Origin of the sequence: Kribbella sp. VKM Ac-2569 (assembly GCF_004216905.1) — a bacterium.
Lineage (GTDB): Bacteria > Actinomycetota > Actinomycetes > Propionibacteriales > Kribbellaceae > Kribbella.
In genome coordinates this window covers 311,784-334,830 of the sequence record NZ_SGXJ01000005.1, presented here as the reverse complement: position 1 = coordinate 334,830, position 23,047 = coordinate 311,784, and the positions used below count along the sequence as shown (strand labels likewise).

The following is a 23,047-nucleotide window of genomic DNA, read 5'->3' as shown; positions in this document are numbered from 1 at the left end:
AGGTTGGGGGGCGTTTGGTGGTGGGGATCGGTGCATGTTCTTGGAGGTGGAACGGGAATTCGAAGAGGTTTTGCGGCGGCAACTGGGTGCGTTCAGCCGGGCACAGGCGAACGCGTCGGGGATGTCAGACCGGTCGCTCGCGGCGAGGAGCCGGGCGGGACGTATTCAGCGGCTCTATCGCGGGGCATACGTGCATTTCTCCGGGCCGGTGCCCTGGGAGACGCGGCTGTGGGCCGCGTGGCTGGCGTACGGGCCGGAGGCCGCGCTGGCCGGCGAAACGGCGCTTCGGCAGTACGGGATCGACCGGGCGCAGAGCGAGGTGATCCAGCTGGAGATACCGCACCGGCGCAGGTTGCGCGGTGAGGCCGGAGTTGTCATCACTCGAACTCGCGACTTCGCTGACCGGGTGCTCGGATCGCGGGAGCCGCCCATGGTCCGGCTCGAAGTCGCTGTCCTGACGGTCGCGAGTCGACGGTCCCGGCCGGACGATGCGGCGGCGCTCGTGCTCGACGTATGTCGTCAACGTCGTACGACGCCACAACGTCTGCTCGCCGAGTTGGCCCGGATGCAGCAGCTCCCCCGGCACGGCCTCCTCGTCCAGGTACTGCGTGACGCCGCGGACGGAGTCCAGTCGTTCCTGGAGCTCTTCTACCTACGCAAGGTCGAACGAGCGCACGGGCTTCCGGCCGCCAGGCGACAGGTTCGGGTAGCCGGCGAGGACGGTGTGGTCTATCGCGACACGGAGTACGACTACGACCTGATCGTCGAGCTGGACGGTCGTACCGGACATGAGGACGCCCGCTCCCGCTGGCGCGATATGACCAGGGACAACACGGCGCTGATGGCGGCGAAGGCGACCCTTCGGTTCGGTTACCAGATCGTGAGTGATCCGTGCGGTGCTGCAGTCCAGGTCGCCACGGTCCTCCGCGCCCGCGGCTGGCCCGGCCTCCCCACCGCATGCGGCCCCGAGTGCCCGATCGGGTTGGGTAATGCAGCGAACCTGAACTGACCAGCTGGATTCCCCACTACGAACCGGTCAGGTGGTGGGGAGGAGGTGGAAGCCGACGCCTCGGACGGCGTGGATGGTTACTGTGGCGCCGAGGTTGGTGAGTTTTTGGCGGAGGCGTTTGACGACCGAGTGGATGTGCGAGCCGTGGCCGAGGTGTTCGTTGCCCCAGACGGCGTGGTGCAGGCGCTGGTACGTCCAGACCCGGCCGGGTTCCGCTACCAGGCAGTGCAGGAAGTCGTGCTCGAGCCGGGTCAGCGGCATCTCGCGGTCCTTCCAGCGGACCACCCGGCGGTGGACGTCCAGGCGCAGCTCGGCGACCGGCTCGGGTTCACGCACCGCCTGTATCCGGCGCTCGCCAGCCGCCACGGTCGGCACATCCGGTACGCCGCCTGCCGCACTGATCGCCGCGCTCGGGGCGACCGTGACGCCGGTCAGCTCCAGGAATGCGCGGGCCTGGTCGGCGTTCGAGACCAGGAGCAGCGCGTCGGCTCCGCCCAGCAGGCGGGCCAGGTGTACTCGTTCGGCCGTGGACGCGGCCACCCCGATGATCAATGACGAATCGGACGGCCTCTCGATCGGCATCACAAGCTCGCCCCTCCCAGTCGAACCGGCCTCCCCAGACAGGACCTAAGTACGGTTCACGGCGCGAACTAAGTCAAGCGATTCGCCGCCCGCCGGGCTGGCACATATGCGTCCTGTCCGAGACAGGACAGGCAAACCTTGGCAAAACCTCGCGACGCTCCCCGGACAGGTGTGCGATCGGCCCGCCAAGCGGAGTAGTCTCCTCGCGCACGGTCACTCTGACCGCATCCACGGAGGAACAGTGCCCGGTCTCGTTCGACGGCCGCTCGTCATCTGGTTGCTCGCGGCCCTCGCAGTCCCTGTACTGCTGACGGCTGTGCTGATTCCCGCCAGGGCCGGCACCACCGAGGACGACCTCCGCGAACGCACCACGGCCGCCCTGAAAGCACGCGGTATCGAGGCCGGCGGCGTCGACTTCGACGGCCGGAACGCGCGCGTCACCGTACCGTCCGGAGTCGATCCGGCGGTGGTCCGCGAGGTTGTCTCCGGCGTCGACGGCGTGCGCTCGGTCGAGCTCGTGAACGGGCAGGCGACCGGCACCACGCCGACACCTGCTCCGACGAGCAGCAGTACGCCGCCGCAGTCCGACGTACCGGCGTTCGAGGTCGGGCGGACGGATCGGTCGATCCGGGTCCAGGCGCCGGTGCGGAGCCAGGCGGTCAAAGACGCGATCGCCGCCGAGGTCGAGCAGGTGCTCGGCGAGGACCGTGAGTACGACGACCGCACGACGATCGACGCCGCGAACGGGCTCGCCGACGCGTCGACGGTGTCCGCGCTGCTGCGGGCGCTGGCGATCGGCGGTGGTGACGCCTCGGTGCGGTACGACGGGCAGACCGTGACGTTGTCCGGTCAGGTACCGGACCAGGCGACCAAGGCGACGATCGGCCGGGCCGCTGCGACTGCCGTTCCGGGCGCGGTGATCGCGGACGAGCTGGCGGTCCCGGCGCCGCCGAAGAGCGCGGTCAGCGAGCCGTGCCGTACCTTCCCGAGCCGGCTGGCCCAGTTCAGCCGGCAGTACCCGATCAACTTCCTGTCCGGGACGTCGATCGTGAACGACGCGTCGAAGCCCGCCGTGGTGAAGGCCGCCGCCGTCCTCAAGTCGTGTACGACGGTGCGCGTCGAGGTGGCGGGTCACACCGACGACCTGGGATCGCCCGCGACCAGCCTGCCGCTGTCCGAGCGCCGGGCCGCCGCGCTGAAGGCCGAACTGGTGCGGCTGGGGATCGGTGCGGACCGGATCCTCGCGCACGGGTACGGCGAGGCGTTCCCGATCGCATCCAACGCCACCGGCGCCGGGCGGGTCGCGAACCGCCGCGCCGAGATCCGAGTAGTGCAGGGGAACGAATGAGCTGGCTGATCGCCGAGACCTGGATTCTGCTGCTGGTCGCGTTCGTACTGGGAAGCGCGGCCGCCTGGCTGGTGCACAGACTCGTCCGCCACTCGGCTGGAGGAGCACGCTGATGAGCTGGCTACTACGAGACAACTGGCTGGGCTCCCTCCTCGCGTTCGTCGTAGGCGCAGGCATCACCTGGGTCCTCCTCGACCGCCGCCGCCCCGCCCCCGCAATCCCCACCCTCGCTCCCCCAACACCAGCCGCGCCGCCCGCCAAGCGAGCCACTCCGGCACCGACAGCCGCGCCGGCCCAGCCGAGCCCGGCGCCCGAGCCCGCTCCGGCAGCTCCGGCACCTCCCACAGCCGCGCCAGCTCCTGCAGCTCCTGCAGGTTCGCGTGGGGAGGTTGAGCAGCCGGTGTTTTCGCAGTTGATGGGTGGGGAGGCGACGTTGTTCGACCACATCCAGCCGACTGCTGACACGGCTCCGGACGCGCCAACCGACGTACCAGCTGGGCGGTACGGCGAGGGGTCGGCCGACGCGGTGCCGCATCAAGGCCCGCCGGACGGGTTCACGATCAAGGGGAACGCGGGGTCGATGCTGTTCCACACGCCCGATTCGCCGTACTACGGCCGCACCAAGCCCGAGGTCTGGTTCCGCACCGAGGCCGACGCCGAGCGGGCCGGCTTCACCAAGTACACCCGCCGTCCGCGCAAGGCCGCGGACCCGCGCGACTGACCCGCGCGAATCACCCAGGGAGAGACCGTGCGACGCCAGCTCCACCTTCCCTTCATCGTCGGCCAGGACGAGGACGGCACCTGGATCGCCGAGGCCGCGCTCACCCCGGACATCTTCGTCTCCGGCGAGGGCGAGACCCGCGAGGCCTCCCTCGACGACCTCCGCTTCCAGATCGCCCGCGTAGTAGCCGATTCCGGCGCCCCCGAGCAGCTCGTCGTCGACGTCGACGTCCCGGACAACTGACCCACAACAGTCCTACGATTTCGGCAACACCGAGTCACCAGGAGGCGGAGTGCAGCGCGACATCACTGTGCCCTTCACCGTCGTACAGGACGAGAACGGCGCCTGGTGCGCCGCGGCGGCGCTGAGCTCGGAAGCGTTCGCGAACGGCGAAGGCGATACCCGCGACGCCGCGATCGCCGACCTCCGGGAAGCGATCGCGCTCCTGGTCGCGGAGACCGGCATACCCGATCAGCTGACCGTCACGGTTGAGACCGACTGAGAGAAGGAGGCCGGCTGATGGGCGAGGAGCTGTCCCGGAGCGACCCCGGTCCTGGCACCCAGGGGCCGGACGACGTACTGACGCCGGACGCCGTCATTCTTCCGGGGGAAGGGCAGGAGGGGCGGAACGTCAATGCAGACGAGGCGTACCCAGGCCTGCAGTCGGTGAACGTCCGGGGTCTGTTGCGGCGGTACCGGCGTGGTGGTGGTCGCAGTGGTCCAGCCCAGCAGACCGCGAAACAGCGTGACGAGCGGTCACCGCGGCGGTGATCCTGCCGCGGTGAACCGACCGCGCCGAAGCCCGTCGCAACTGCCGTCATCGAATCGCAGTACAGCCGGATCGCGAGCCCTATTTGCTTGTACTGGCAAAGGGCCGCCAGACTGTGCGGAACGCCTTGCGGACCCGTCCGGCCGACGGCGTCACCACATCACCGCTGTACTCCCGGGAGTTGTCCGGGCGCAACGCACTGCCCTCCCCTTTTAGGTGCGCCCGAACGGGGTACGGGTCCTAAGGTTTGATGACACCCGATGGAGGTGAGCGTGACCGACATGCTGCCGGAGCAGCACCACGGACTGACGAAGAGTGACCCGCTGTGGTTCAAGCGGGCCGTCTTCTACGAGGTCCTCGTGCGGTCCTTCAAGGACTCGAACGCCGACGGCATCGGCGACCTGCAAGGCCTGACCGAGAAACTCGACTATCTCGAGTGGCTCGGTGTCGACTGTCTTTGGTTACCTCCGTTCTACCCGTCGCCGCTGCGCGACGGCGGCTACGACATCTCGCACTACACCGAGGTGATGCCGGAGATCGGGACGGTCGCCGACTTCGCGGAGTTCCTGCAGCAGGCACACGCCCGCGGTATCCGGGTGATCGTCGACTTCGTCATGAACCACACCTCGGACCAGCACCCCTGGTTTCAGGCCTCGCGGGAGGACCCGGAGGGTCCGTACGGCGACTTCTACGTGTGGTCCGACACCGACGAGAAGTACGCCGACGCGCGCATCATCTTCGTCGACACCGAGTCCTCGAACTGGACCTGGGACCCGGTGCGCAGCCAGTACTTCTGGCACCGGTTCTACTCGAACCAGCCGGACCTCAACTTCGAGAACCCGGCCGTCGGCGACGCGATGATCGAGGCGCTGAAGTTCTGGCTCGACCTGGGCGTCGACGGTTTCCGGCTGGACGCCGTGCCGTACCTGTTCGAGGTCGACGGGACGAACTGCGAGAACCTCCCGCGCACCCACGAGTTCCTCAAACGGGTCCGCAAGGAGGTGGACGCGAACTACGAGGACCGCGTCCTGCTCTGCGAGGCGAACCAGTGGCCGGCCGACGTGGTCGAGTACTTCGGCGACCGGGACTCCGGCGGCGACGAGTGCCAGATGGCGTTCCACTTCCCGGTGATGCCGCGGATCTTCATGGGCGTACGGCGGGAGTCGCGGTTCCCGATCTCCGAGATCCTGGCCCAGACGCCGGAGATCCCGGACACCTGCCAGTGGGGCATCTTCCTGCGCAACCACGACGAGCTCACTCTCGAGATGGTCAGCGACGAAGAGCGCGACTACATGTGGGGCGAGTACGCGCAGGACCCGCGGATGAAGGCGAACATCGGCATCCGCCGCCGGCTCGCACCGCTGCTGGACAACGACACCAACAAGATGGAGTTGTTCACCGCGCTGCTGCTCAGCCTGCCGGGCTCCCCGATCCTGTACTACGGCGACGAGATCGGCATGGGCGACAACATCTGGCTGGGCGACCGGGACGGCGTCCGCACCCCGATGCAGTGGTCCCCGGACCGCAACGCCTCGTTCTCGACCGCGACGCCGGGCAAGCTCAGCCTGCCGGTGATCATGGACCCGGTCTACGGTTTCCAGGCGGTGAACGTCGAGGCCGAGATGGAGAACGCCTCGTCGCTGCTGCACTGGACCCGGCGGATGATCCAGACCCGCAAGCAGCACCCGTCGTTCGGTATGGGCACCTTCACCGACCTGGGCGGCTCCAACCCGAGCGTGCTGTCGTACGTCCGGGAGTTCGGCGACGACGTGGTGCTGTGCGTGAACAACCTGTCGAGGTTCCCGCAGCCGATCGAGCTGGACCTGCGGCAGTGGCAGGGCGTGGAGCCGATCGAACTGCTCGGCGGTGTGCACTTCCCGACGATCGGCGAGTTGCCCTACCTTCTGACCCTCGGCGCCCACGGTTTCTACTGGTTCCGGCTGCCGGTGGCGAAGCCGGAAGACCACGAGGAGAGCATTTAAGTGACTTCCCATCTGGACCAGGTCCAGTCCTTCTGCGCGAGCCAGAGGTGGTTCGGCGAGAAGGGACACGACGTTCACGTCGAAGCGGTGGCCACCTCGACGTGGCTTTCCGACGCGGACGCCTGGCCCGCGGTCCGGATCGGGTTCGTCTACTGTGCGGGGCCACCCGGAGCGGAATCCCCGATCCGGGTGTACCAGCTGCCGCTCAGCTACCACCGCGCGCCGGTCGAGAACCTCGGCCACGCGCTGGTCGGTGAGTGGACCGAACCGGACCTCGGCGACACCGACGTCTGGGTGTACGACGCGTTGCACGACAAGGAAGCGACGCCGTACTGGCTGGACGGGCTCACGCACGGACGGCAGCTGGACGGGTTGGAGTTCCATCCCGTCCAGGCTCCGGAGGGCTCGATCGAGGTGCCGGAGGACGCGCAGTCGCTGGTCCTCACGGTCGAGCAGAGCAACACGTCGCTGGTGTTCAGCGACGTCGCGCTGCTGAAGGTGTTCCGCCGCCTCGAGCCCGGGAGCAATCCCGGGGTCGAGATCGAGTCGGCGCTCACCGAGTCCGGGTCCGATCTGGTCCCGGAGGTGCTGGGGTCCGCGCGTGGTCGGTGGCCGCGCGCGGGCGGCGGCACGGACAGCGGTGAGCTGGCGATGATGACGGCGTTCCAGAAGAACGCGACCGACGGCTGGACGTTCGCGACCTCGTCGGTGCGGGACCTGTACGCCGAGGCCGACCTGCACGCCGAGGAGGTCGGCGGTGACTTCGCGGCCGAGTCGCACCGGCTCGGCGCGAGCACGGCGCAGGTGCACTCCGAGCTCGCGAAGGCGCTCGGTACCGACGTCTGGGAGCCGGCCAAGGTGGTCGAGCACGCGAACGCGATGCGCCGCCGCCTCGACAAGGCCGCTGCTGCGATTCCGGAGCTCGCGCCGTACGCCGACGGACTGGCGCGGGCGTTCGACGCGCTGGCGGCGTACAACCAGCCGGTGACGGTGCAGCGGATCCACGGCGACTTCCATCTCGGTCAGGTGCTGCGGACCATCGACGGCTGGAAGCTGATCGACTTCGAGGGCGAGCCGGCCAAGTCACTGGTCGAGCGGCGGGCGCTGGACACCGAGGTGAAGGACATCGCCGGGATGCTGCGCTCGTTCGACTACGCGGCCCGGTCGCTGCTGGCCGATCACCAGGGCGATCAGCAGATCGCGTACCGCGCGGCGGAGTGGGTGAACCGCAACCAGCAGGCTTTCTGCGACGGGTACGCCGAGGCGGCGGGCAGCGATCCGCGCCAGCAGAGCGTGCTGCTGAACGCGTTCCTCGCGGACAAGGTCATCTACGAAACGCTGTACGAGGCCCGCAACCGCCCGAGCTGGCTGCAGATCCCCCTGTCGGCTGCCGCCCAATTGGCCGAACAGTAATCACCCGCCGCAGCATCGTCCGCGCCGCTTGACCGATTGAGTTTGTGTACTTCGGGACTCGACGGGTACGGGGGTGCGGTGTAGAGGGTCTGGATCGGGCAGGATGGTGTTCATGGGAGAGCGTGAAGCTTTTGAGGAGCCGGTGGTGGCGACCGACGAGCCTGTGGTGACAGCGGTTCCGGTCGCTCGGACCGATCTCGAGCGACTGGTCGCCGGCACGTTCCACGATCCTCATCAGGTGCTCGGCCCGCATCTCGGCGATCACGGCGTCACCGTCCGCGCGCTGCGCCCGTACGCGAACAGCGTGACAGTGCTGTACGACGGCCAGCGGCTCGAGCTCCGGCACGAGCACGACGGGATCTGGGTCGGCGTACTCGATATCGACAAGGTCCCTGACTACCGCCTCGAGGTCACCTACACCGACGGTCCCGCGAGCGAGGTCGACGACCCGTACCGGTACCTCCCGTCGCTCGGCGAGGTCGACCTGCACCTGATCGGCGAGGGCCGCCACGAGCAGCTGTGGACCGTGCTCGGCGCCCACGTCCGGCGGTACGACGGCCCGACCGGAGCCGTGACCGGTACGTCGTTCGCGGTCTGGGCCCCGAACGCGCAGGGCATCCGGCTGACCGCGGACTTCAACTTCTGGGACGGCCGCGCGCATCCGATGCGTTCGCTCGGCGGCTCCGGCGTGTGGGAGCTGTTCGTGCCCGGCGTCGGCCCGGGTACGAGGTACAAGTTCGACATCTGCGGCCGGGACGGCGTCTGGCGGCAGAAGGCCGACCCGATGGCGAACCTGGCCGAGACTCCCCCGGCGAACGCGTCCGTCGTGCACGAGTCGACGTACGAGTGGAGCGACTCCGACTGGCTGACCAAGCGCGCCGGCGCGGAGGCGTACGCCGAGCCGATGAGTGTGTACGAGGTGCATCTCGGCTCGTGGCGCAAGGGCAGGTCGTACCGCGAGCTGGCCGACGAGCTCGTTGCCTATGTCAACGAGATGGGCTTCACCCATGTCGAGCTCATGCCGGTGATGGAGCACCCGTTCGGCGGCTCGTGGGGCTACCAGGTCACGTCGTACTTCGCGCCGACCTCGCGGTTCGGCGACCCGGACGACTTCCGGTTCCTGGTCGACAGGCTGCACCAGGCCGGGATCGGCGTACTCGTCGACTGGGTGCCGGCGCACTTCCCGAAGGACGCCTGGGCACTGGCTCGCTTCGACGGTACGCCGCTCTACGAGCACCCGGACCCGCGCCGCGGCGAGCAGCCCGACTGGGGCACGCTGGTGTTCGACTTCGGCCGGCCGCAGGTGCGCAACTTCCTGGTCGCGAACGCGCTCTACTGGGCCGAGGAGTTCCACATCGACGGCCTGCGCGTGGACGCGGTCGCCTCGATGCTCTACCTGGACTACTCGCGGCAAGAGGGCCAGTGGGTGCCGAACCAATTCGGCGGCCGCGAGAACCTCGAGGCCGTGTCGTTCCTGCAGGAGATGAACGCGACCCTCTACAAGCGGGTCCCGGGCGTGATCACGGTCGCGGAGGAGTCGACGTCCTGGCCGGGTGTCACCCGCGCGACGCATCTCGGCGGACTCGGGTTCGGCTTCAAGTGGAACATGGGCTGGATGAACGACTCGCTCCGCTACCTGGAGCACGAGCCGGTGCACCGGCAGTACCACCACCACGAGCTGACGTTCTCGATGATGTACGCGTACTCCGAGAACTTCGTTCTCCCGCTGTCCCACGACGAGGTCGTGCACGGCAAGGGGTCGCTGCTGCGGAAGATGCCCGGCGACCGCTGGCAGCAGCTGGCGAACCTCCGCGCGTACCTGGCGATGATGTGGGCGCACCCGGGCAAGCAGCTGCTGTTCATGGGCTGCGAGTTCGGCCAGGAGTCGGAGTGGTCGGAGAAGGGTGAGCTGGACTGGTGGCTGCTGGAGCACAGCGACCACAAGGGCCTGCAGGACCTGGTCCGCGACCTGAACCGGGTCTACAAGGACAACCCGGCGTTCTGGCGGACCGACCACGACGCGGGGAAGTTCAGCTGGATCGACGCGAACGACGCCGGCAACAACGTGTTCTCCTTCGTCCGGTACGGCGAGGAGGGCGAGCCGACCGTCGCATGCATCGCGAACTTCTCCGCGCTCCCGCACCACGGCTACCGTCTCGGCCTGCCGTACGCCGGTCGCTGGGAGGAGGTCGTCAACACCGACGCCACCTCGTACGGCGGATCCGGTGTGGGCAACCTCGGCGCTGTCGAGGCCGACGGACCGGAATGGCACGGCATGAAGTCCAGTGCCGAGCTGTCCGTGCCACCCCTGGCGACGGTGTACCTGCGCTTCACCGGGTAGCGTTCACGGCGTGACCGCCGTACCGCCGCTGACCGATGGTGACCTGACCCTGCGACTGTTGCGCCAAGATCCGAAGGTGATCGCCTTCGACGTCGAGAACGGCGCACCGGTCGGCACGGTCGAGGTACGCCGGACCACACCTGGCGTCGGCCTGGTGGTCTGGGCGGTGGAGAACTCCGACGCGGCGCGGCGCGCGCTCCGGCTGGTGAGCGAGTACGCGTTCGGTGAGCTCGGTCTGGAGCGGTTGCAGGTCGAGGTGGATCCTTCGCTGCATGCTTCCGCCCGGGTCGCGGTGCGGTCCGGTTTCCGGCGGGAGGGCGTACTGCGCGGGGCCGCGCTGGTGGAGGGCGAGCGCCGCGACGTCGCCGTGTACGGGATGCGCATCGACGATCCGCGTCCGGACACGGTGACGGGCTGGACAGCGCTGATGGACTCGACGCTGCCGAAGAAGCGGGTGATCGCGCACGTCGTCGTACGCGACACCGGTGGACGGGTGCTGCTGTGCCAGGTCAGCTACAAGAAGGACCTGGAGCTGCCGGGCGGGGTGGTCGAGCCGGACGAGGACCCGGCAACCGGTGCGTCCCGCGAGATGGAGGAGGAGCTCGGTACGGCGCTCCCGCTGCTCGGCGTACTCGCGATCGACTGGCTGCCGCGCTGGGAGGGTTGGGGCGACGCCGTCGAGATCCTGTACGACGGCGGCGTACACGACCCGTCGCTGATCGACCGGTTGCAGCCGGACGGGTTCGAGATCCGGGGCATCTCCTGGCACGCGCCGGACAAGCTGGCCGGACTGGTCTCGCCGCTCAACGCACGCCGCCTCCCGATGCTCCTGGACGCACCAGACCAACTGCACAACCTCCGAAACGGCTCCCCCATCACCTCGTGAGCTGGCTGACGCACCAGGTGTAGTGGCCGTCGGCGGCGTTCTCGTCGTAGATCGTGGCGGTGATGATCGCGTACGCCCGCCGGTAGAGCCGCATCTGCTCTCGATCGTGTCCGAGGTCCTCGAACCGGGCGGTGAGCAGGTCGTCGAGACGGCGCGCGTTGGGCGAGTACATGTCGAAGAACCCGGCCGCCAGCGACGCCTCGAACGTGCTGTCTCCCGCGGTCGACAGGAACCCCCAGTCCAGCACCGCCGCCACCCGCTGCCCATCCATCAGCACGTTGGGCGGACAAATATCCCCGTGCACAACGCTCGACGCATCCCCCAGTTGGGCCAGGCCGTCCAGCACTTCCTCCAACAGTTCTGGGAAACCGGCGACATCACGCTCCAGGTGGACGCTGGATGCTTCGGCGCGACGTCGTACCAAGCCCGCCAGACTCTCACCCCAGGACCGCCCCCAGAACGGCTGCCCCAGCACCGGCATCTGCTTGCTCGCCGGCCCAGGCTCCACCTCGCGCAACGCCTCCACCACGGCGACAAACGAGTCCAGCGCGACGTCTTCCGGCAGCCCGGCCTCGTGCAAGGCCACGCCGGTCAGCTTGTCCTCGACGCTGACCGCCAGCCCGTCATCCCCCGCCGTGATCTCCCGGATCCGCGGCGTCCGGAACGGCAACTCCGGCAACTCGTCGAGGAACGCCTGCAACGGCCGCACGTCCTCCGGCCGGCGGTCGAACCAGACCTTCCGCACGGTCCCGTCGCCGAGATCGTAGACGGCCCCTTCCATCCCCTGCCCGATGAGTTCCACCGGGCCGACCCTATAGGTCCTAGCGGATGAAGCGGATCGTCAACGGGTAGCGGTAGTCGTTCCCACCGGACGCCGCGATCGTCGCGAGGATGATCACCACCAGTGCCGCGATCGCGCCGATCACGACCAGCGGTACGACGATCAGCACCCCGAGGCCGAACGTGATGAAGATCAGCACGGCCGAGAGCGCCGAGTAGATCAGCAGCGAGATCTGGAAGTTCAGCGACTCCACGGCATGCCGCCGTACGAAGTCCGAGCGGTCCCGGAAGACGAGCCAGATGACCAGCGGGCACAGGAACCCCATCGCCAGCCAGGCCGCGATCAGCACACCGATGTGCGCGACCATCGCCCACGTGCGTTCCTCAGAGCCTGACAGCGGCGTGCTCATAGTCCAGTCAAGCACACCGATTCCTTTTCGCGGTGTCTTCGGTCTGTACCGGTGACAGACCTGCAACGAAAGGGACGCACGATGGCGAGCAAGGAGTCGGAAGCGGTTCGGCGGCACTGGGCCGCAAACCGGAAGGCTGCCGAGGAGAACATCCAGGACGGCGATCAGGAGCTGGCCGATCACCGCTGGGCCGGGCTGACGACCGAGCCGGCGGAGGTGGACTACCTGGCGGTGCCCGGACGCCGGGCGATGTGGCTCGTGCCGCACGGCGCCGCCGCGGACCGGGTGCTGCTGTGTCTGCACGGCGGCGGTTTCATCGGCGGATCGCAGTACTCCCACCGGAAGCTGTTCGCGCACCTCGCCCGCGCGGTCGGGGCGCGCGCGCTGGTCTTCGACTATCCGCTGGCGCCCGATCACACGCATCCGGCCCAGGTCGACGACGCGGTCGACACGTACCGCTGGCTGCTCGGCCAGGGCATCGCGCCTGAGCACATCGTGTTCACGGGTGACTCGGTGGGCGGTGGCCTGGCCATCACCACCCAGCTGCGCGCCCGATCGGTCGGCCTGCCCCTTCCCGCCGGCACGATGCCGTTCTCACCGGCGGTGGACTTCGAAGCGACCGGAGCGTCGTACGACACCAACCGGGACCGCGACGCGTTCTTCCACCGAGACCTGGTCCGCGGACTCGCGTGGATGTTCCTCGGACCGGACGGCTCGCCGCGGGATCCGTTCGTGAACCCGTTGTACGGCGACCTGACCGGGCTCGGACCGATCTACATCCAGGTCGGCGGGGACGAAGTACTGCTGGATGACGCGCAACAACTCGCGGCCGCCGCGGAGAAGGCCGGGGTCGAGGTGCAGCTGGATGTGTTCCCGGAGATGCAGCACACGTTCCAGATGGCGGCCGGGCGCGCGCCGGAGGCGGACGATGCGATCCAACGCATGGCACTCTGGGTCCGGCCGCTGCTGGGGCTGGAGACGCGATGACTCAGGGAGCTGTGATGGAGGATGAGGCCGAGTTCGCCGACCGGACCGAGCCCTTCCGCAAGGAGTTACTGGCGCACTGCTACCGGATGCTCGCGTCCGTGCACGAGGCCGAGGATGCGGTGCAGGAGACGTACCTGCGGGCCTGGCGGTCGTGGTCGTCCTTCGAGGGCCGCTCGTCCGTGCGGGTCTGGCTGTACCGCATCGCGACGAACGTAAGCCTCACCGCGCTCGAGCAGCGCAGCCGCCGTGCTCTGCCCTCCGGTCTGGGAGCACCTGCCACCGATCTCAGTCCCGGCGTGCCGCCGGACGATCCGGCGGTGCGGTTCGTGGAGCCGATCGCCGAGGCACTGGTCGTCTCGGATCCCGCGTCGATCGTCACCGTCCGGGAGAGCCTGCGGCTGGCGTTGATTGCTGCGCTGCAGTATCTGCCGCCGAAGCAACGCGCCGTACTGATCCTCCGAGAGGTCCTCGCGTTCCCGGCCGCAGAGGTCGCCACGATGCTCGACACCTCGGTTGCGGCTGTGAAGAGCACGCTGCAACGCGCCCGTGCCCGCCTGGATTCCACGGCGCCGTCACAGGGTGAAGTCTCGGCGCCCACCGACCCCGAATCGCTAGCACTGCTAGACGACTACATCGCCGGCTTCGAGAACGCCGACACCGCAGCCCTGGAACGCGCCCTCCGCGCGGATGCCGCGATCGAAATGGTCGGTACGACGGCGTGGTTCAACGGCCGCGTGATGTGCATGCAACTCCTCGCCTCCGCGGTCGGCGCACCGGGCGATTGGCGGATGATCCCGCTCATCGCGAACGGCCAGCCCGCGGTAGGTGCCTATTTCAAGGGCGACCCGTACGGCGTCGCCGTACTCACGCCCACTCCGACCGGACTCACCCACATCCACGTCTTCAGCACCCCGAGCCTCGTCACGTACTTCGGTCTGCCCCCTACAGCTCCTGCACCGTACGACGCGCGCGGCGACTCGTGCTGATGAGAGCCAGCGCCAGTACGACGAGACCCATCGCGAGCGTCGGCCACCAGACGATGTGCTCGGCGCGGACGAACCGCCGCGGATCGGTCGTCGCGGTGGCGCCGACGATCGATCCGGCGATCGCGACACCCAGCGACGTACCGGTCTGCCGGCCGACCGAGGCGAGCGAACCGGCCAGACCGGCCATCGACCTGGGCATCCCGGACACCGCCGAGTTCGCGATCGGCGGGTTGATGGTGCCGAGGAAGACGCCGAAGAACAGGAAGACCGCGAGCACGTTGAGCAGCGGCGTGGACGCTTGGATCGTGAGGGAGGCGAGCGCTCCGAGCGTCAGCGCCGTACCTGCGACGACAAGTGGCAAGCGTGGGCCGCGCGCGCCGACGACCCGGCCCGTCAGCGGTGAGAGGACGCAGATCAGGAGACCGACAGGCAGCAGGCACAGGCCGGCGTCCAGGGCGGACAGGTGGCGAACGCTCTGTAGGTAGAGCGTGGTGACGAACAGGAACGCGCCGAACCCGGTGTAGGCGAACATCGCGATCACCACGGCCGAGCTGAACGGGACGCTGCGGAACAGCCGGAGCTCGAGCAGCGGCTCCGTGCGGCGGTGTTCGTACGCGATCAGGAGGACCGCGGCGACGGCGGCCGCGACGATCAACGGCGTACGCCACCCGTTGTTCTCGATGATCGCGGACACCACGCTGCCGAGGAGCACGACGACCAGGAGCTGACCGATCGGGTCGAAGCGGCGGCCGTGGGCGGCTCGGGACTCGGGGATGTACAGGCTGGTGAAGATCACCGCGAGGACGACGATCGGCAGGTTCACCCAGAAGATCGATCGCCAGCCGAGACCGTCGACGAGCGCGCCGCCGAGGATCGGGCCGAGGACGAGCGAGAGGCCGGCGGTCGCGCCGAAGATCCCGATCGCGCGGGCCCGCTCGGCGCGCTCCGGGAACACGGTCACCACGATCGCCATCGCGACCGGGTTGAGGAGCGTGCCGCCAACGGCCTGGACGGCGCGGGCGGCGATCAGCGCTTCGATGCTGGGGGCGAGGCTGCAAAGGAGCGAGCCGAGGCCGAAGACGGTCAGACCGAGGCGGAACATGCGCTTGCGGCCGTACCGGTCGGCGGTGGAGCCGGCCAGCAGCAGGAAGCTCGCGAGCACCAGCGTGTAGGCGTCGACGGTCCACTGCAGGCCGGCCGTCGAGGCGCCGAGATCGTCCCGGATCGCGGGCAGCGCCATGTTCACGATCGAGATGTCCATCACCGAGATCAGCAGGCTCGCGCAGCAGATCGCGAGGACGGCGTACCGGCGGGCACTGGTCAGACCAGTGTCCTCGAGCGTTGGAAGGGTCATACCAGCAACGCTAGGATTTAGAGCGTGCTCGAAGTCAATGAAAGCGGGATCAGCATCGCCGAAGCCGCCGAACGCACCGGCGTCAGTGTCCACACGCTGCGGTACTACGAGCGCGCCGGCCTCGTCGTCACCACCGTCGACCGCACCGCCGGCGGGCGCCGCCGCTACCGCAAGATCGACCTGGACTGGATCAAGATCTGCACCAAGTTCCGCGCCACCGGCATGCCGATCCGCACCATCCGCCGGTACGCCGAACTCGTCACCGCCGGCCGCGGCAACGAGAAGGACCGCCTCGAACTCCTCGAGACCCACCGCGCCGAGATCCTCACCCAACTGGCCGAGCTCACCGAGAGCCTCGAACTCATCGACCACAAGATCGACGTCTACCGAGGCCGCATGGAAGCCGGCGACGCCGACCAACTCTGGGCGCCCCGGGAGTAACTCAACCTCCTAGGAGGCGTCAGCGGTTGAGGTTGGTGAGGCGGGTGGTGAGGAAGCGGCGTTCGGTTTCGTTGGCGGTCAGGTGGATCGCCTGTTCGTAGGCCTCGGCCGCTTGCCCGGGACGGTCGAGCCGGGTGAGGACATCGGCCCGGGTCGCCGGAAGATAGGCGTACGTCGCGAGGGCCGGTTCCTTGCTCAAGGCATCCAGTTCGACCAGTACCGCCTCAAGGTCAGCCCCGGGAACCAGGCTGCGCGCGGCCACCCGATTGAGCGCGACGATCGGAGTCGGCCAGCTCACCATCATCGCGTCGTACATCCGGACCACCTGCCCCCAGTCCGTCTTCTCCCACGACGGCGCCGTCACATGCAGACCGGCAACTGCCGCCTGCAACGCGAACCTCCCATTGCCCCGCTGCAACGCCGCCGTCGCCCGTGAGACGCCCTCCGCCAACAGTTTCACGTCCCACCGCGACCGATCCTGATCCGCCAGCAGCACCAGTTCACCGTCCGCGCTGACCCGCGCGTCACCACGCGCCTCGGTCATCAGCAGCAGCCCTAGCAGTGCTAGCGGTTCAGCCTCGTCCGGCATCAATCGCTCCAGCATCCGCGCCAGCTCGATCGCCCGCCCGGTCAGATCGGTCCGCGTCAGCTCCACCCCCGTGGCGACGTACCCCGCCGTGTACACCAGGTGTACGACGGTCAGCACCACATCCATCCGCGCCGGCAACTCGTGATCCGCCGGGATGCGATACGGAATCCCGGCTGCCGCGATCTTCTTCTTCGCCCGGGTGATCCGCGCCGCGGCCGTCGCCTCGCCGATCAGCAGCACCGCGGCGACCTCCCGCGTGGTCAATCCGCAGATCAGCCGCAACGTCAACGCCACTTGCGATTCCCGCGCCAACGCCGGGTGACAGCACGTGAACACCAGCCGCAACGGATCCGTCGGCTGCTCAGCATCGTCAGGCTGCTCTACCAGAAGGGGCAGCTTCCGCCGGAGATTCGTCTCCCGCCGCAGCCGGTCCAGCGCCAGCCGCCGAGCGACTGTCGTCAGCCAGCCGGCCGGATTGTCCGGTATGCCGTCCGGCCAGGTTCGCAGCGCCTGGACGAAAGCGTCCTGGGTGCAGTCCTCGGCGAGATCCAGGTCCCGTGTCAGCCGGACCACGGACGACAGCACCGTCGACCAACTCTCCCGGTGCGCCCGGTCCACCACCCGCGCGACCTCGACCGCCTCGCTCACCATCTCCCCTGTCCCCCTGCCCGTGGGTACGCCGACGGGATCGAGCGTCGGCGTACCCGGGTCGAACGGCATGATCGGACGATCGTCCGATCGCGGTCGCCGGTCAGGCCGGCGGCGCCGCGTCCTCGGATGTCGGCATCACCGGCCGGACCTCGATGTTGCCGGACGGGCAGAGCTTGGCCAGCTCCAGTGCCTGATCGAGGTCACGCGCCTCGATCACGTAGTACCCGCCGAGCGCCTCCCGCGTCTCGATGAACGGCCCGTCGGTGACCAGCGGCTCGGCCCCCTCGCGGTTCTTGACCGTGCTCGCCGTACTGGACCGTTCGAGCGCCTCCCCGCCGAGGATCCGCGCCCCGGCCTTCTCCACCGCCGCCGCGAACTCCCCGTGCAACTTCATCGCCTGCTGCCACTCGTCGCGCGTCAGGTTGTCGTACCACTCCTCGCTGTCGAACAGCAGGAACATGTACTGCGCCATCTCGGGCTCCCTCGTCGATGTCTTCTACTTGGACATCTTGCTGACGAATGTCGCGACACGGAATCGACAACACCCGGAAAGAATTTTTATTACCGTGGGGTACATGGAGCACCTCGACGTCCTGATCGTCGGCGCAGGCCTGTCCGGGATCGGCGCGGCGTACCGGATCCAGACCCGGTGCCCGGACCGCACGTACGCCGTACTGGAGGGCCGCGAGGCGCTCGGCGGTACCTGGGACCTGTTCCGGTACCCCGGGGTCCGGTCGGACTCCGACATGTTCACGCTCGGGTTCCCGTTCCACCCGTGGAAGGCGGCGAAGGCGATCGCGGACGGGCCGTCGATCCTCGATTACCTGCACGAGACCGCGTCGACGTACGGGATCGACAAGCACATCCGGTTCGGTCAACGCGTCGTACGGGCCTCGTGGTCGTCGGCGGACGCGCTGTGGACCGTGGAGACGGCGGACGCGGCGTACACCTGCTCGTTCCTCTACGTGTGCAGCGGGTACTACGACTACGACTCGGGGTACGTCGTCGACTTCGACGGAAAGAATGATTTCCAGGGGCGGATCGTGCACCCGCAGCACTGGCCTGACCAGTTGGACTACGCCGGCCAGCGCGTCGTGGTGATCGGCAGCGGCGCGACCGCAGTGACTCTGGTGCCCGCAATGGCGGGTACGGCGGAACACGTGACGATGCTGCAGCGATCGCCGAGCTACGTCGCCTCTCGCCCCGCCCACGACGCGCTGTCGGACCGCATGCGCGCCGTACTGCCCGAGAATCTCGCGCACCGGTTGATCCGTGGGAAGAACGTTGTCGCGAGCACTGCGATCTACAACGCGTTCCGGAAGTGGCCGGCGCATGCGGCCTGGTTGCTGAACAGCGCCGTGGCGAAGCAACTGCCGGAGTCGATCCCGGTCGATCCGCACTTCACGCCGCGGTACAAGCCCTGGGATCAGCGACTCTGCCTGGTACCGGACGCGGACCTGTTCAAGGCGCTGCACAACGGGTCGGCCTCGGTGGTGACCGACGAGATCGACCGCTTCACGCCGACCGGGCTGCGGCTGCGGTCCGGACGCGAACTGGAGGCCGATCTCGTGGTCACCGCGACCGGCCTCCGCATGGTTGCGCTCGGCAACATCCAGGTGACGGTCGACGAGCGGCCGGTCGCGCCGCACGACACGTTCGTCTACAAGGGCATGATGCTGAGCGGCGTACCGAATCTCGCCTGGTGCATTGGGTATACCAACAACTCGTGGACGTTGCGCTCCGACCTCACCTCGCAGTACGTGTGCCGGCTGCTCAACCACCTCACCGCAACCGGCACCCGCGTCTGCCTCCCCGAGGTCGACCCGTCCGAGTACGACGCCCCACCGCGCCCTGTCGTCGACCTCTCCTCCGGCTACATCCGCCGCGCCGCCCAGATCCTCCCCCGCCAAGGCACCCAAGGCCCCTGGCGCCTCCGCCAGAACTACCCCCGCGACCTCATCACCCTCCGCTACAACCGCGTCGACGACGGCGTCATGCAGTTCAGCTAGGGACGGGCGCGGGAGGCTGCGGGCCGACGTACGTCGCGGCCGGACGAATGATCTTCGGATCGGTGGACTGTTCGAGGATGTTGGCGGACCAGCCGATGATGCGGCTGACCGCGAACGTCGGCGTGAACATGGCGCGCGGGATGCCGCACAGCTCCATCACGACACCGGCGTAGAACTCGACGTTGGCGTACAGGTTGCGGCCCGGCTTCAGCTCGGCGAGTACGTCGACGATGCGCTGCTCGACGGTCGTCGCGAAGTCGACGAGCTCGCCGCCGATCCCGCGGGCGATGTCGCGCAGCATCAGCGAACGCGGGTCCTCGGTCCGGTATACCGCGTGCCCGAACCCCATGATCCGGTCGCCGGCGGACACCTTCGCGCGGACCCAGTCGTCGATGCGGTCCGGCGTACCGATCTCGTCGAGGCTCGCGAGTGCGCGATCCGGTGCACCGCCGTGCAGCGGACCGGAGAACGCACCGATCGCACCCGCGACGGCCGCAACCACGTCCGCACCAGTGGACGCGATGACGCGGGCGGTGAAGGTGGACGCGTTGAAGCCGTGGTCGACGGTCGAGACCAGGTAGTGCTCGACCGCGGTCGCGTGGACAGCGGTGGGTTCGGCGCCGGTCACCAGGTAGAGCCAGTTCTCGGCCGCCGACAGGTCGGCGCGTGGCTCGAGCGGCTGCTGTCCTTCGCGGAGCCGGTACAGGGCCGCGAGAATGGTCGGCGTCACTGCGCAGACCAGCATCGCATCGGCCTTGCGGCGGGCTTGGTCGGCATCCCAGAGCGGCGGGAGACCGCGGACGGCCGCCAGGAGCGACAGCGCGGTACGGAGACCGGCGAGCGGGTTGAACGTCGTACCGGCGGTCGCGATTGCCGGGAGGACCGCGCTGACCTCGTCGGGGAGGACGCGCAGCGGGGCAATCTCGGCGACGAACCGGTCGCGCTCCGCGGCGGTCGGGAGGTGGCCCTCGAACATCAAGTACCAGACGTCTTCGAGGGTCTTGGACTTGGCGAGATCGATCGCCGAGTACTCGCGGTAGTGGTAGAAACCCTCGTCACCACGGACGTCGCCGAGGGTCGTCTCGGTGACGACGACGTTGCGCAGGCCAGGCGGAACATTGATCGTTGTTGACATATCTTCAGAGTTGACAGGCGATCAATGATTGTCAATATTGATCCAGTCAACATGAATGGTCCGAGGAGCGCTGGATGCCATCCGAAGGTGACGAGAATTACCTGACCACCGCCGAGGTGGCGCGCCGTCTGCAGGTGAAGCCGGCGACGGTCTACGCCTACGTCAGCCGCGGCCTCCTCACCAGCGTCCGAGCCCGCGGCCGCCGCGGCAGCCTCTTCCCTGCCGCCGACGTCGAACGCCTGGCCGCTCGCTCGGTAGAACACTCCGGCGTAGTCGAACGCATCGAGTCCGAACTGACCCTCCTCCAAGACGACAACCTCTACTACCGAGGCCACTCCGCCCAATCCCTAGCCACCACTGCCACCCTCGCCCAAGTAGCCACCCTCCTCTGGACCGGCCAACCCCCAACAGATCCGGATGGGGTGGAGGCGGACTTGTTTGGGGTAGAGCGGGAGGGGGTGGAACTGGCTCGGGCGGCTATGGAGGTGGTGCCGGCGGGGGCTCGGTTGACGGATCGGTTGCGGGTGGCCGTGGCGGTCTTAGGGGCTGCGGATCCGTTGCGGTTCGACCTGTCGGCGGGGTCGGTGACTGCCGCGGCCGGGAGGTTGATCGGGACGTTGGTCGCAGCACTCCCGGGGCCGATCGTCACGCGTACGACGCTGGGCGGGAAGCTCTGGCCGAAGCTCTCGGACGCAGAACCCCGACCGGAGCTACTCGACGCCGCACTCATCCTCCTGGCCGACCACGGACTCGCAGTCTCCACCGTCGCGGCCCGGGTCGCAGCCAGCGCACGCGCGAACCTGTACGCGGTGATCTCGGCAGGACTCGGCGCACTCGACGGCCAGTACCACGGCGCCGCGCCGACCCTCGCCTACGAGTTCCTGGACCGAGCGAAACACGACCCGTTGAAGGCACTGTCGGACCAGTTGCGTTCCGGCGAACCGATCCCCGGCTTCGGCCACCGCATCTACCAGCACCGCGACCCGCGCGCCGACGTACTGCTCGAACTCCTGGGCGACGACCCGATCGTGAGCACGATCCACGCGATCGCCGAACGTACGCCGACCTTCCCCAACAGCGACCTCGCGATCGCGGCCGTCATGCACGCCTACAACTTCCGCCCCGACGCCGGCGACGCCCTCTTCGCCCTGGCCCGCATGATCGGCTGGACCGCCCACGCCCTGGAGGAATACGCAGCCCCCGCCCTCCGCTTCCGAACCCTAGGCATCTACACCGGCCAAACCACCTAACCCAACAACCACACGTGGGGTTACTTGGTGGTTAGTTTGAGGAGAGTTGCGGCGCCGGGGGCTAGGGAGATGGGGACCGGGGCTACACGTTGTGGGGTGTACTTCTGGCGGGCCGGTTGGAAGACTCCGATCGAGCCAACCGTTTGCTCGTTCACCGTCACGAGCGCCCGGGTCTTCGCGCTGTGCGAGCGGTTGGCGACCAGCAACCAGCGATCGCTCGACGCGGCGTCGCGGGATCGGAAGGTGCCGACCACGACCGCGTCGCCGGTAATTCCCGACACCAGGTTCGTCGGGGTGAAGCCGGCGGCCCCGTTCGGCAGTGGCGTTTCGTTGGCGTGCTCTACGGTCTCGGACACGAGCGGCTTGAGTTCGCGGCCGACCTGGTGCAGCCAGGTGGTGTTGATCTCTTTCGCCGCGTAGTACCGCGACGTCCGTTCCCCGTCGACGGTGATCAGCGCCGGCCCGAAGCCTTCACCGCGGGCGGCTTCGGGCGTCCAGTAGGTGAAGTACTGGATGCCTTTCGCGCCGTACGCGAGGCTGATGTTCACCTGCCAGAGCAGCTCGGCAGCGGTCGGTTCGCGATGGTTGTTGTAGGCAAGCGTCTGGATGAACACCCAGGACGGGATGTCGCCGTGCAGCGCGGCGTCGCGGACGATCGCCCAGTTGTGGAAGTAGTTCGCGTCCTCGCGGCCTTCGGAGAGCAGCGGGTACCGGTCGAACGAGATCAGCGACGGCTTCACCACGTCGACGAAGCTCCGGTAGTACGACGCGTCGTCCGATGGGAACAGGTTGATGTACGGCAGCAGTTGCGGTGCCAGCTCACGGGAGATCGACAGTGCCTTCGCCAGCGTCGCGAACCAGCCCGCGCCGGGTTCGTCGTAGAAGTTGAAGCCGGCCAGCGAGGAGTACGGCCCGTACGCGTCGCGCGCCCGGATGTAGAGCGCGCTGGCCTCGGCCGGAGTGACGCTGAGGAAATCTGACGGCGTGTCAGAGATCGAGAACCAGCGGGACATGTTGCGGATCTGGATGTCGTCGGAGATCAGCATCTTCAGGCCGGCGTCGCGGGCGAGCCCGAGCTGGTACTGGAAGATGTTGCCGTCACCGGCGTAGTTGCCGGAGATGACGAAGTCGAACCCGGCGTTCTTGATCTCGCCGAACCGCTCCGCCGTACTCGCGTACGGGTGCGGCGGCCAGAACAACCCGATCGGGAAGTCGGCCCCACCCGTCAACGGCAACGCGTCAGGCGACGGTACGGCGACCGCGGCCGAGGCTGTTGACGCGGAGGCCGTTGAGGCGGATGTGGTGGCGGCGGATGCTGCGGTGAGGGCGGTGGCGCCGGCGCCGAGGAGCAAGGCGCGGCGGCTCGGGCCGAGGGTCTGGTGCGGACTCTGCATGTCTCTCCTT

At 68.3% G+C, this 23,047-nt stretch carries 23 protein-coding genes; 15 read left to right on the top strand and 8 right to left on the bottom strand.

Annotation, left to right across the window (positions count from 1 at the left end; translation table 11 throughout):
* The first annotated feature begins 34 nt into the window (after positions 1–34).
* Complete coding sequence (locus tag EV649_RS32540; RefSeq protein ID WP_130387483.1) at positions 35–1,009, top strand: type IV toxin-antitoxin system AbiEi family antitoxin domain-containing protein; 975 nt, start codon at positions 35–37, stop codon at positions 1,007–1,009.
* 27 nt (positions 1,010–1,036) lie between these two features.
* On the opposite strand, the gene EV649_RS32535 is transcribed toward EV649_RS32540, so the two are convergent.
* Positions 1,037–1,591: a winged helix-turn-helix domain-containing protein gene (locus EV649_RS32535; RefSeq protein ID WP_130387482.1), complete on the bottom strand. Its 555-nt coding sequence runs from the start codon at positions 1,589–1,591 to the stop codon at positions 1,037–1,039.
* Between the two features lie 241 nt (positions 1,592–1,832).
* On the opposite strand from EV649_RS32535, the gene EV649_RS32530 reads away from it, so the two are divergent.
* From EV649_RS32530 to EV649_RS32490, 9 genes are all read left to right on the top strand, one after another.
* Positions 1,833–2,939 carry an OmpA family protein gene (locus EV649_RS32530; RefSeq protein WP_241998959.1) on the top strand — a complete coding sequence of 369 codons (1,107 nt, stop codon included), beginning with the start codon at positions 1,833–1,835 and terminating at the stop codon, positions 2,937–2,939.
* A gap of 112 nt (positions 2,940–3,051) precedes the next feature.
* Positions 3,052–3,660: a hypothetical protein gene (locus EV649_RS32525; RefSeq protein ID WP_130387480.1), complete on the top strand. Its 609-nt coding sequence runs from the start codon at positions 3,052–3,054 to the stop codon at positions 3,658–3,660.
* 27 nt (positions 3,661–3,687) lie between these two features.
* Positions 3,688–3,903 (top strand): hypothetical protein, encoded by a 216-nt coding sequence (locus EV649_RS32520; protein ID WP_130387479.1) that lies wholly within the window; start codon positions 3,688–3,690, stop codon positions 3,901–3,903.
* Positions 3,904–3,952: 49 nt separating this feature from the next.
* A complete protein-coding gene (locus EV649_RS32515; RefSeq protein WP_198682816.1) occupies positions 3,953–4,162 on the top strand; it encodes a hypothetical protein in 210 nt (69 codons plus the stop codon).
* A gap of 17 nt (positions 4,163–4,179) precedes the next feature.
* Positions 4,180–4,431 carry a hypothetical protein gene (locus EV649_RS32510; RefSeq protein ID WP_130387478.1) on the top strand — a complete coding sequence of 84 codons (252 nt, stop codon included), beginning with the start codon at positions 4,180–4,182 and terminating at the stop codon, positions 4,429–4,431.
* Positions 4,432–4,710: 279 nt separating this feature from the next.
* A complete protein-coding gene (treS, locus tag EV649_RS32505; protein ID WP_241999022.1) occupies positions 4,711–6,411 on the top strand; it encodes a maltose alpha-D-glucosyltransferase in 1,701 nt (566 codons plus the stop codon).
* A complete protein-coding gene (locus EV649_RS32500; RefSeq protein ID WP_130387476.1) occupies positions 6,412–7,824 on the top strand; it encodes an aminoglycoside phosphotransferase in 1,413 nt (470 codons plus the stop codon).
* A gap of 112 nt (positions 7,825–7,936) precedes the next feature.
* Positions 7,937–10,165: a 1,4-alpha-glucan branching protein GlgB gene (glgB, locus tag EV649_RS32495; protein ID WP_198682815.1), complete on the top strand. Its 2,229-nt coding sequence runs from the start codon at positions 7,937–7,939 to the stop codon at positions 10,163–10,165.
* 10 nt (positions 10,166–10,175) lie between these two features.
* On the top strand, positions 10,176–11,051 hold the full coding sequence (locus tag EV649_RS32490) for a GNAT family N-acetyltransferase (protein ID WP_241998957.1): 876 nt from the start codon (positions 10,176–10,178) through the stop codon (positions 11,049–11,051).
* Here the strand turns inward: EV649_RS32490 and EV649_RS32485 are convergent.
* The gene (locus EV649_RS32485; protein ID WP_130387473.1) at positions 11,041–11,853 is read right to left on the bottom strand and encodes an aminoglycoside phosphotransferase family protein; all 813 of its coding nucleotides are present in this window, start codon (positions 11,851–11,853) and stop codon (positions 11,041–11,043) included. The two genes, EV649_RS32490 and EV649_RS32485, sit on opposite strands and share 11 nt — an antisense overlap.
* A gap of 19 nt (positions 11,854–11,872) precedes the next feature.
* Positions 11,873–12,256: a DUF4870 domain-containing protein gene (locus EV649_RS32480; RefSeq protein WP_198682814.1), complete on the bottom strand. Its 384-nt coding sequence runs from the start codon at positions 12,254–12,256 to the stop codon at positions 11,873–11,875.
* 66 nt (positions 12,257–12,322) lie between these two features.
* On the opposite strand from EV649_RS32480, the gene EV649_RS32475 reads away from it, so the two are divergent.
* On the top strand, positions 12,323–13,228 hold the full coding sequence (locus EV649_RS32475) for an alpha/beta hydrolase (protein WP_130387472.1): 906 nt from the start codon (positions 12,323–12,325) through the stop codon (positions 13,226–13,228).
* A gap of 14 nt (positions 13,229–13,242) precedes the next feature.
* Complete coding sequence (locus tag EV649_RS32470; RefSeq protein WP_241998955.1) at positions 13,243–14,214, top strand: RNA polymerase subunit sigma-70; 972 nt, start codon at positions 13,243–13,245, stop codon at positions 14,212–14,214.
* On the opposite strand, the gene EV649_RS32465 is transcribed toward EV649_RS32470, so the two are convergent.
* Complete coding sequence (locus EV649_RS32465; RefSeq protein ID WP_130387470.1) at positions 14,171–15,568, bottom strand: MFS transporter; 1,398 nt, start codon at positions 15,566–15,568, stop codon at positions 14,171–14,173. The two genes, EV649_RS32470 and EV649_RS32465, sit on opposite strands and share 44 nt — an antisense overlap.
* A gap of 24 nt (positions 15,569–15,592) precedes the next feature.
* Here EV649_RS32465 and EV649_RS32460 point away from each other — a divergent pair, with 24 nt between their 5' ends.
* Positions 15,593–16,009 (top strand): MerR family transcriptional regulator, encoded by a 417-nt coding sequence (locus EV649_RS32460; protein WP_130387469.1) that lies wholly within the window; start codon positions 15,593–15,595, stop codon positions 16,007–16,009.
* A gap of 19 nt (positions 16,010–16,028) precedes the next feature.
* Here the strand turns inward: EV649_RS32460 and EV649_RS32455 are convergent, their stop codons facing one another.
* Both EV649_RS32455 and EV649_RS32450 read right to left on the bottom strand, forming a co-directional pair.
* Entirely contained in the window at positions 16,029–17,318 is a 1,290-nt protein-coding gene (locus tag EV649_RS32455; RefSeq protein ID WP_347233161.1) for a sigma-70 family RNA polymerase sigma factor, read from the bottom strand.
* A 31-nt stretch (positions 17,319–17,349) separates the two neighbouring features.
* Positions 17,350–17,721, bottom strand: coding sequence for a YciI family protein (locus EV649_RS32450; RefSeq protein ID WP_130387468.1), 372 nt, complete (start codon positions 17,719–17,721; stop codon positions 17,350–17,352).
* A 103-nt stretch (positions 17,722–17,824) separates the two neighbouring features.
* On the opposite strand from EV649_RS32450, the gene EV649_RS32445 reads away from it, so the two are divergent.
* A complete protein-coding gene (locus tag EV649_RS32445; RefSeq protein ID WP_130387467.1) occupies positions 17,825–19,258 on the top strand; it encodes an NAD(P)/FAD-dependent oxidoreductase in 1,434 nt (477 codons plus the stop codon).
* On the opposite strand, the gene EV649_RS32440 is transcribed toward EV649_RS32445, so the two are convergent.
* Positions 19,251–20,393, bottom strand: coding sequence for a citrate/2-methylcitrate synthase (locus EV649_RS32440; RefSeq protein WP_130387466.1), 1,143 nt, complete (start codon positions 20,391–20,393; stop codon positions 19,251–19,253). The two genes, EV649_RS32445 and EV649_RS32440, sit on opposite strands and share 8 nt — an antisense overlap.
* Positions 20,394–20,467: 74 nt before the next feature.
* On the opposite strand from EV649_RS32440, the gene EV649_RS32435 reads away from it, so the two are divergent.
* On the top strand, positions 20,468–21,643 hold the full coding sequence (locus tag EV649_RS32435) for a citrate/2-methylcitrate synthase (RefSeq protein WP_130387465.1): 1,176 nt from the start codon (positions 20,468–20,470) through the stop codon (positions 21,641–21,643).
* Positions 21,644–21,663: 20 nt separating this feature from the next.
* Here EV649_RS32435 and EV649_RS32430 read toward each other — a convergent pair whose 3' ends face one another.
* A complete protein-coding gene (locus EV649_RS32430) occupies positions 21,664–23,037 on the bottom strand; it encodes a hypothetical protein (protein ID WP_241998953.1) in 1,374 nt (457 codons plus the stop codon).
* Positions 23,038–23,047 lie beyond the last annotated feature (10 nt).

Coding starts and splice junctions, on each gene's coding strand:
- EV649_RS32540 (WP_130387483.1), top strand. CDS start 35: ATGTTCTTGGAGGTGGAACGGGAATTCGAAGAGGTTTTGCGGCGGCAA.
- EV649_RS32535 (WP_130387482.1), bottom strand. CDS start 1,591: ATGCCGATCGAGAGGCCGTCCGATTCGTCATTGATCATCGGGGTGGCC.
- EV649_RS32525 (WP_130387480.1), top strand. CDS start 3,052: ATGAGCTGGCTACTACGAGACAACTGGCTGGGCTCCCTCCTCGCGTTC.
- EV649_RS32510 (WP_130387478.1), top strand. CDS start 4,180: ATGGGCGAGGAGCTGTCCCGGAGCGACCCCGGTCCTGGCACCCAGGGG.
- treS (WP_241999022.1), top strand. CDS start 4,711: ATGCTGCCGGAGCAGCACCACGGACTGACGAAGAGTGACCCGCTGTGG.
- glgB (WP_198682815.1), top strand. CDS start 7,937: ATGGGAGAGCGTGAAGCTTTTGAGGAGCCGGTGGTGGCGACCGACGAG.
- EV649_RS32475 (WP_130387472.1), top strand. CDS start 12,323: ATGGCGAGCAAGGAGTCGGAAGCGGTTCGGCGGCACTGGGCCGCAAAC.
- EV649_RS32470 (WP_241998955.1), top strand. CDS start 13,243: ATGGAGGATGAGGCCGAGTTCGCCGACCGGACCGAGCCCTTCCGCAAG.
- EV649_RS32465 (WP_130387470.1), bottom strand. CDS start 15,568: ATGACCCTTCCAACGCTCGAGGACACTGGTCTGACCAGTGCCCGCCGG.
- EV649_RS32455 (WP_347233161.1), bottom strand. CDS start 17,318: ATGCCGTTCGACCCGGGTACGCCGACGCTCGATCCCGTCGGCGTACCC.
- EV649_RS32450 (WP_130387468.1), bottom strand. CDS start 17,721: ATGGCGCAGTACATGTTCCTGCTGTTCGACAGCGAGGAGTGGTACGAC.
- EV649_RS32445 (WP_130387467.1), top strand. CDS start 17,825: ATGGAGCACCTCGACGTCCTGATCGTCGGCGCAGGCCTGTCCGGGATC.
- EV649_RS32440 (WP_130387466.1), bottom strand. CDS start 20,393: ATGTCAACAACGATCAATGTTCCGCCTGGCCTGCGCAACGTCGTCGTC.
- EV649_RS32435 (WP_130387465.1), top strand. CDS start 20,468: ATGCCATCCGAAGGTGACGAGAATTACCTGACCACCGCCGAGGTGGCG.
- EV649_RS32430 (WP_241998953.1), bottom strand. CDS start 23,037: ATGCAGAGTCCGCACCAGACCCTCGGCCCGAGCCGCCGCGCCTTGCTC.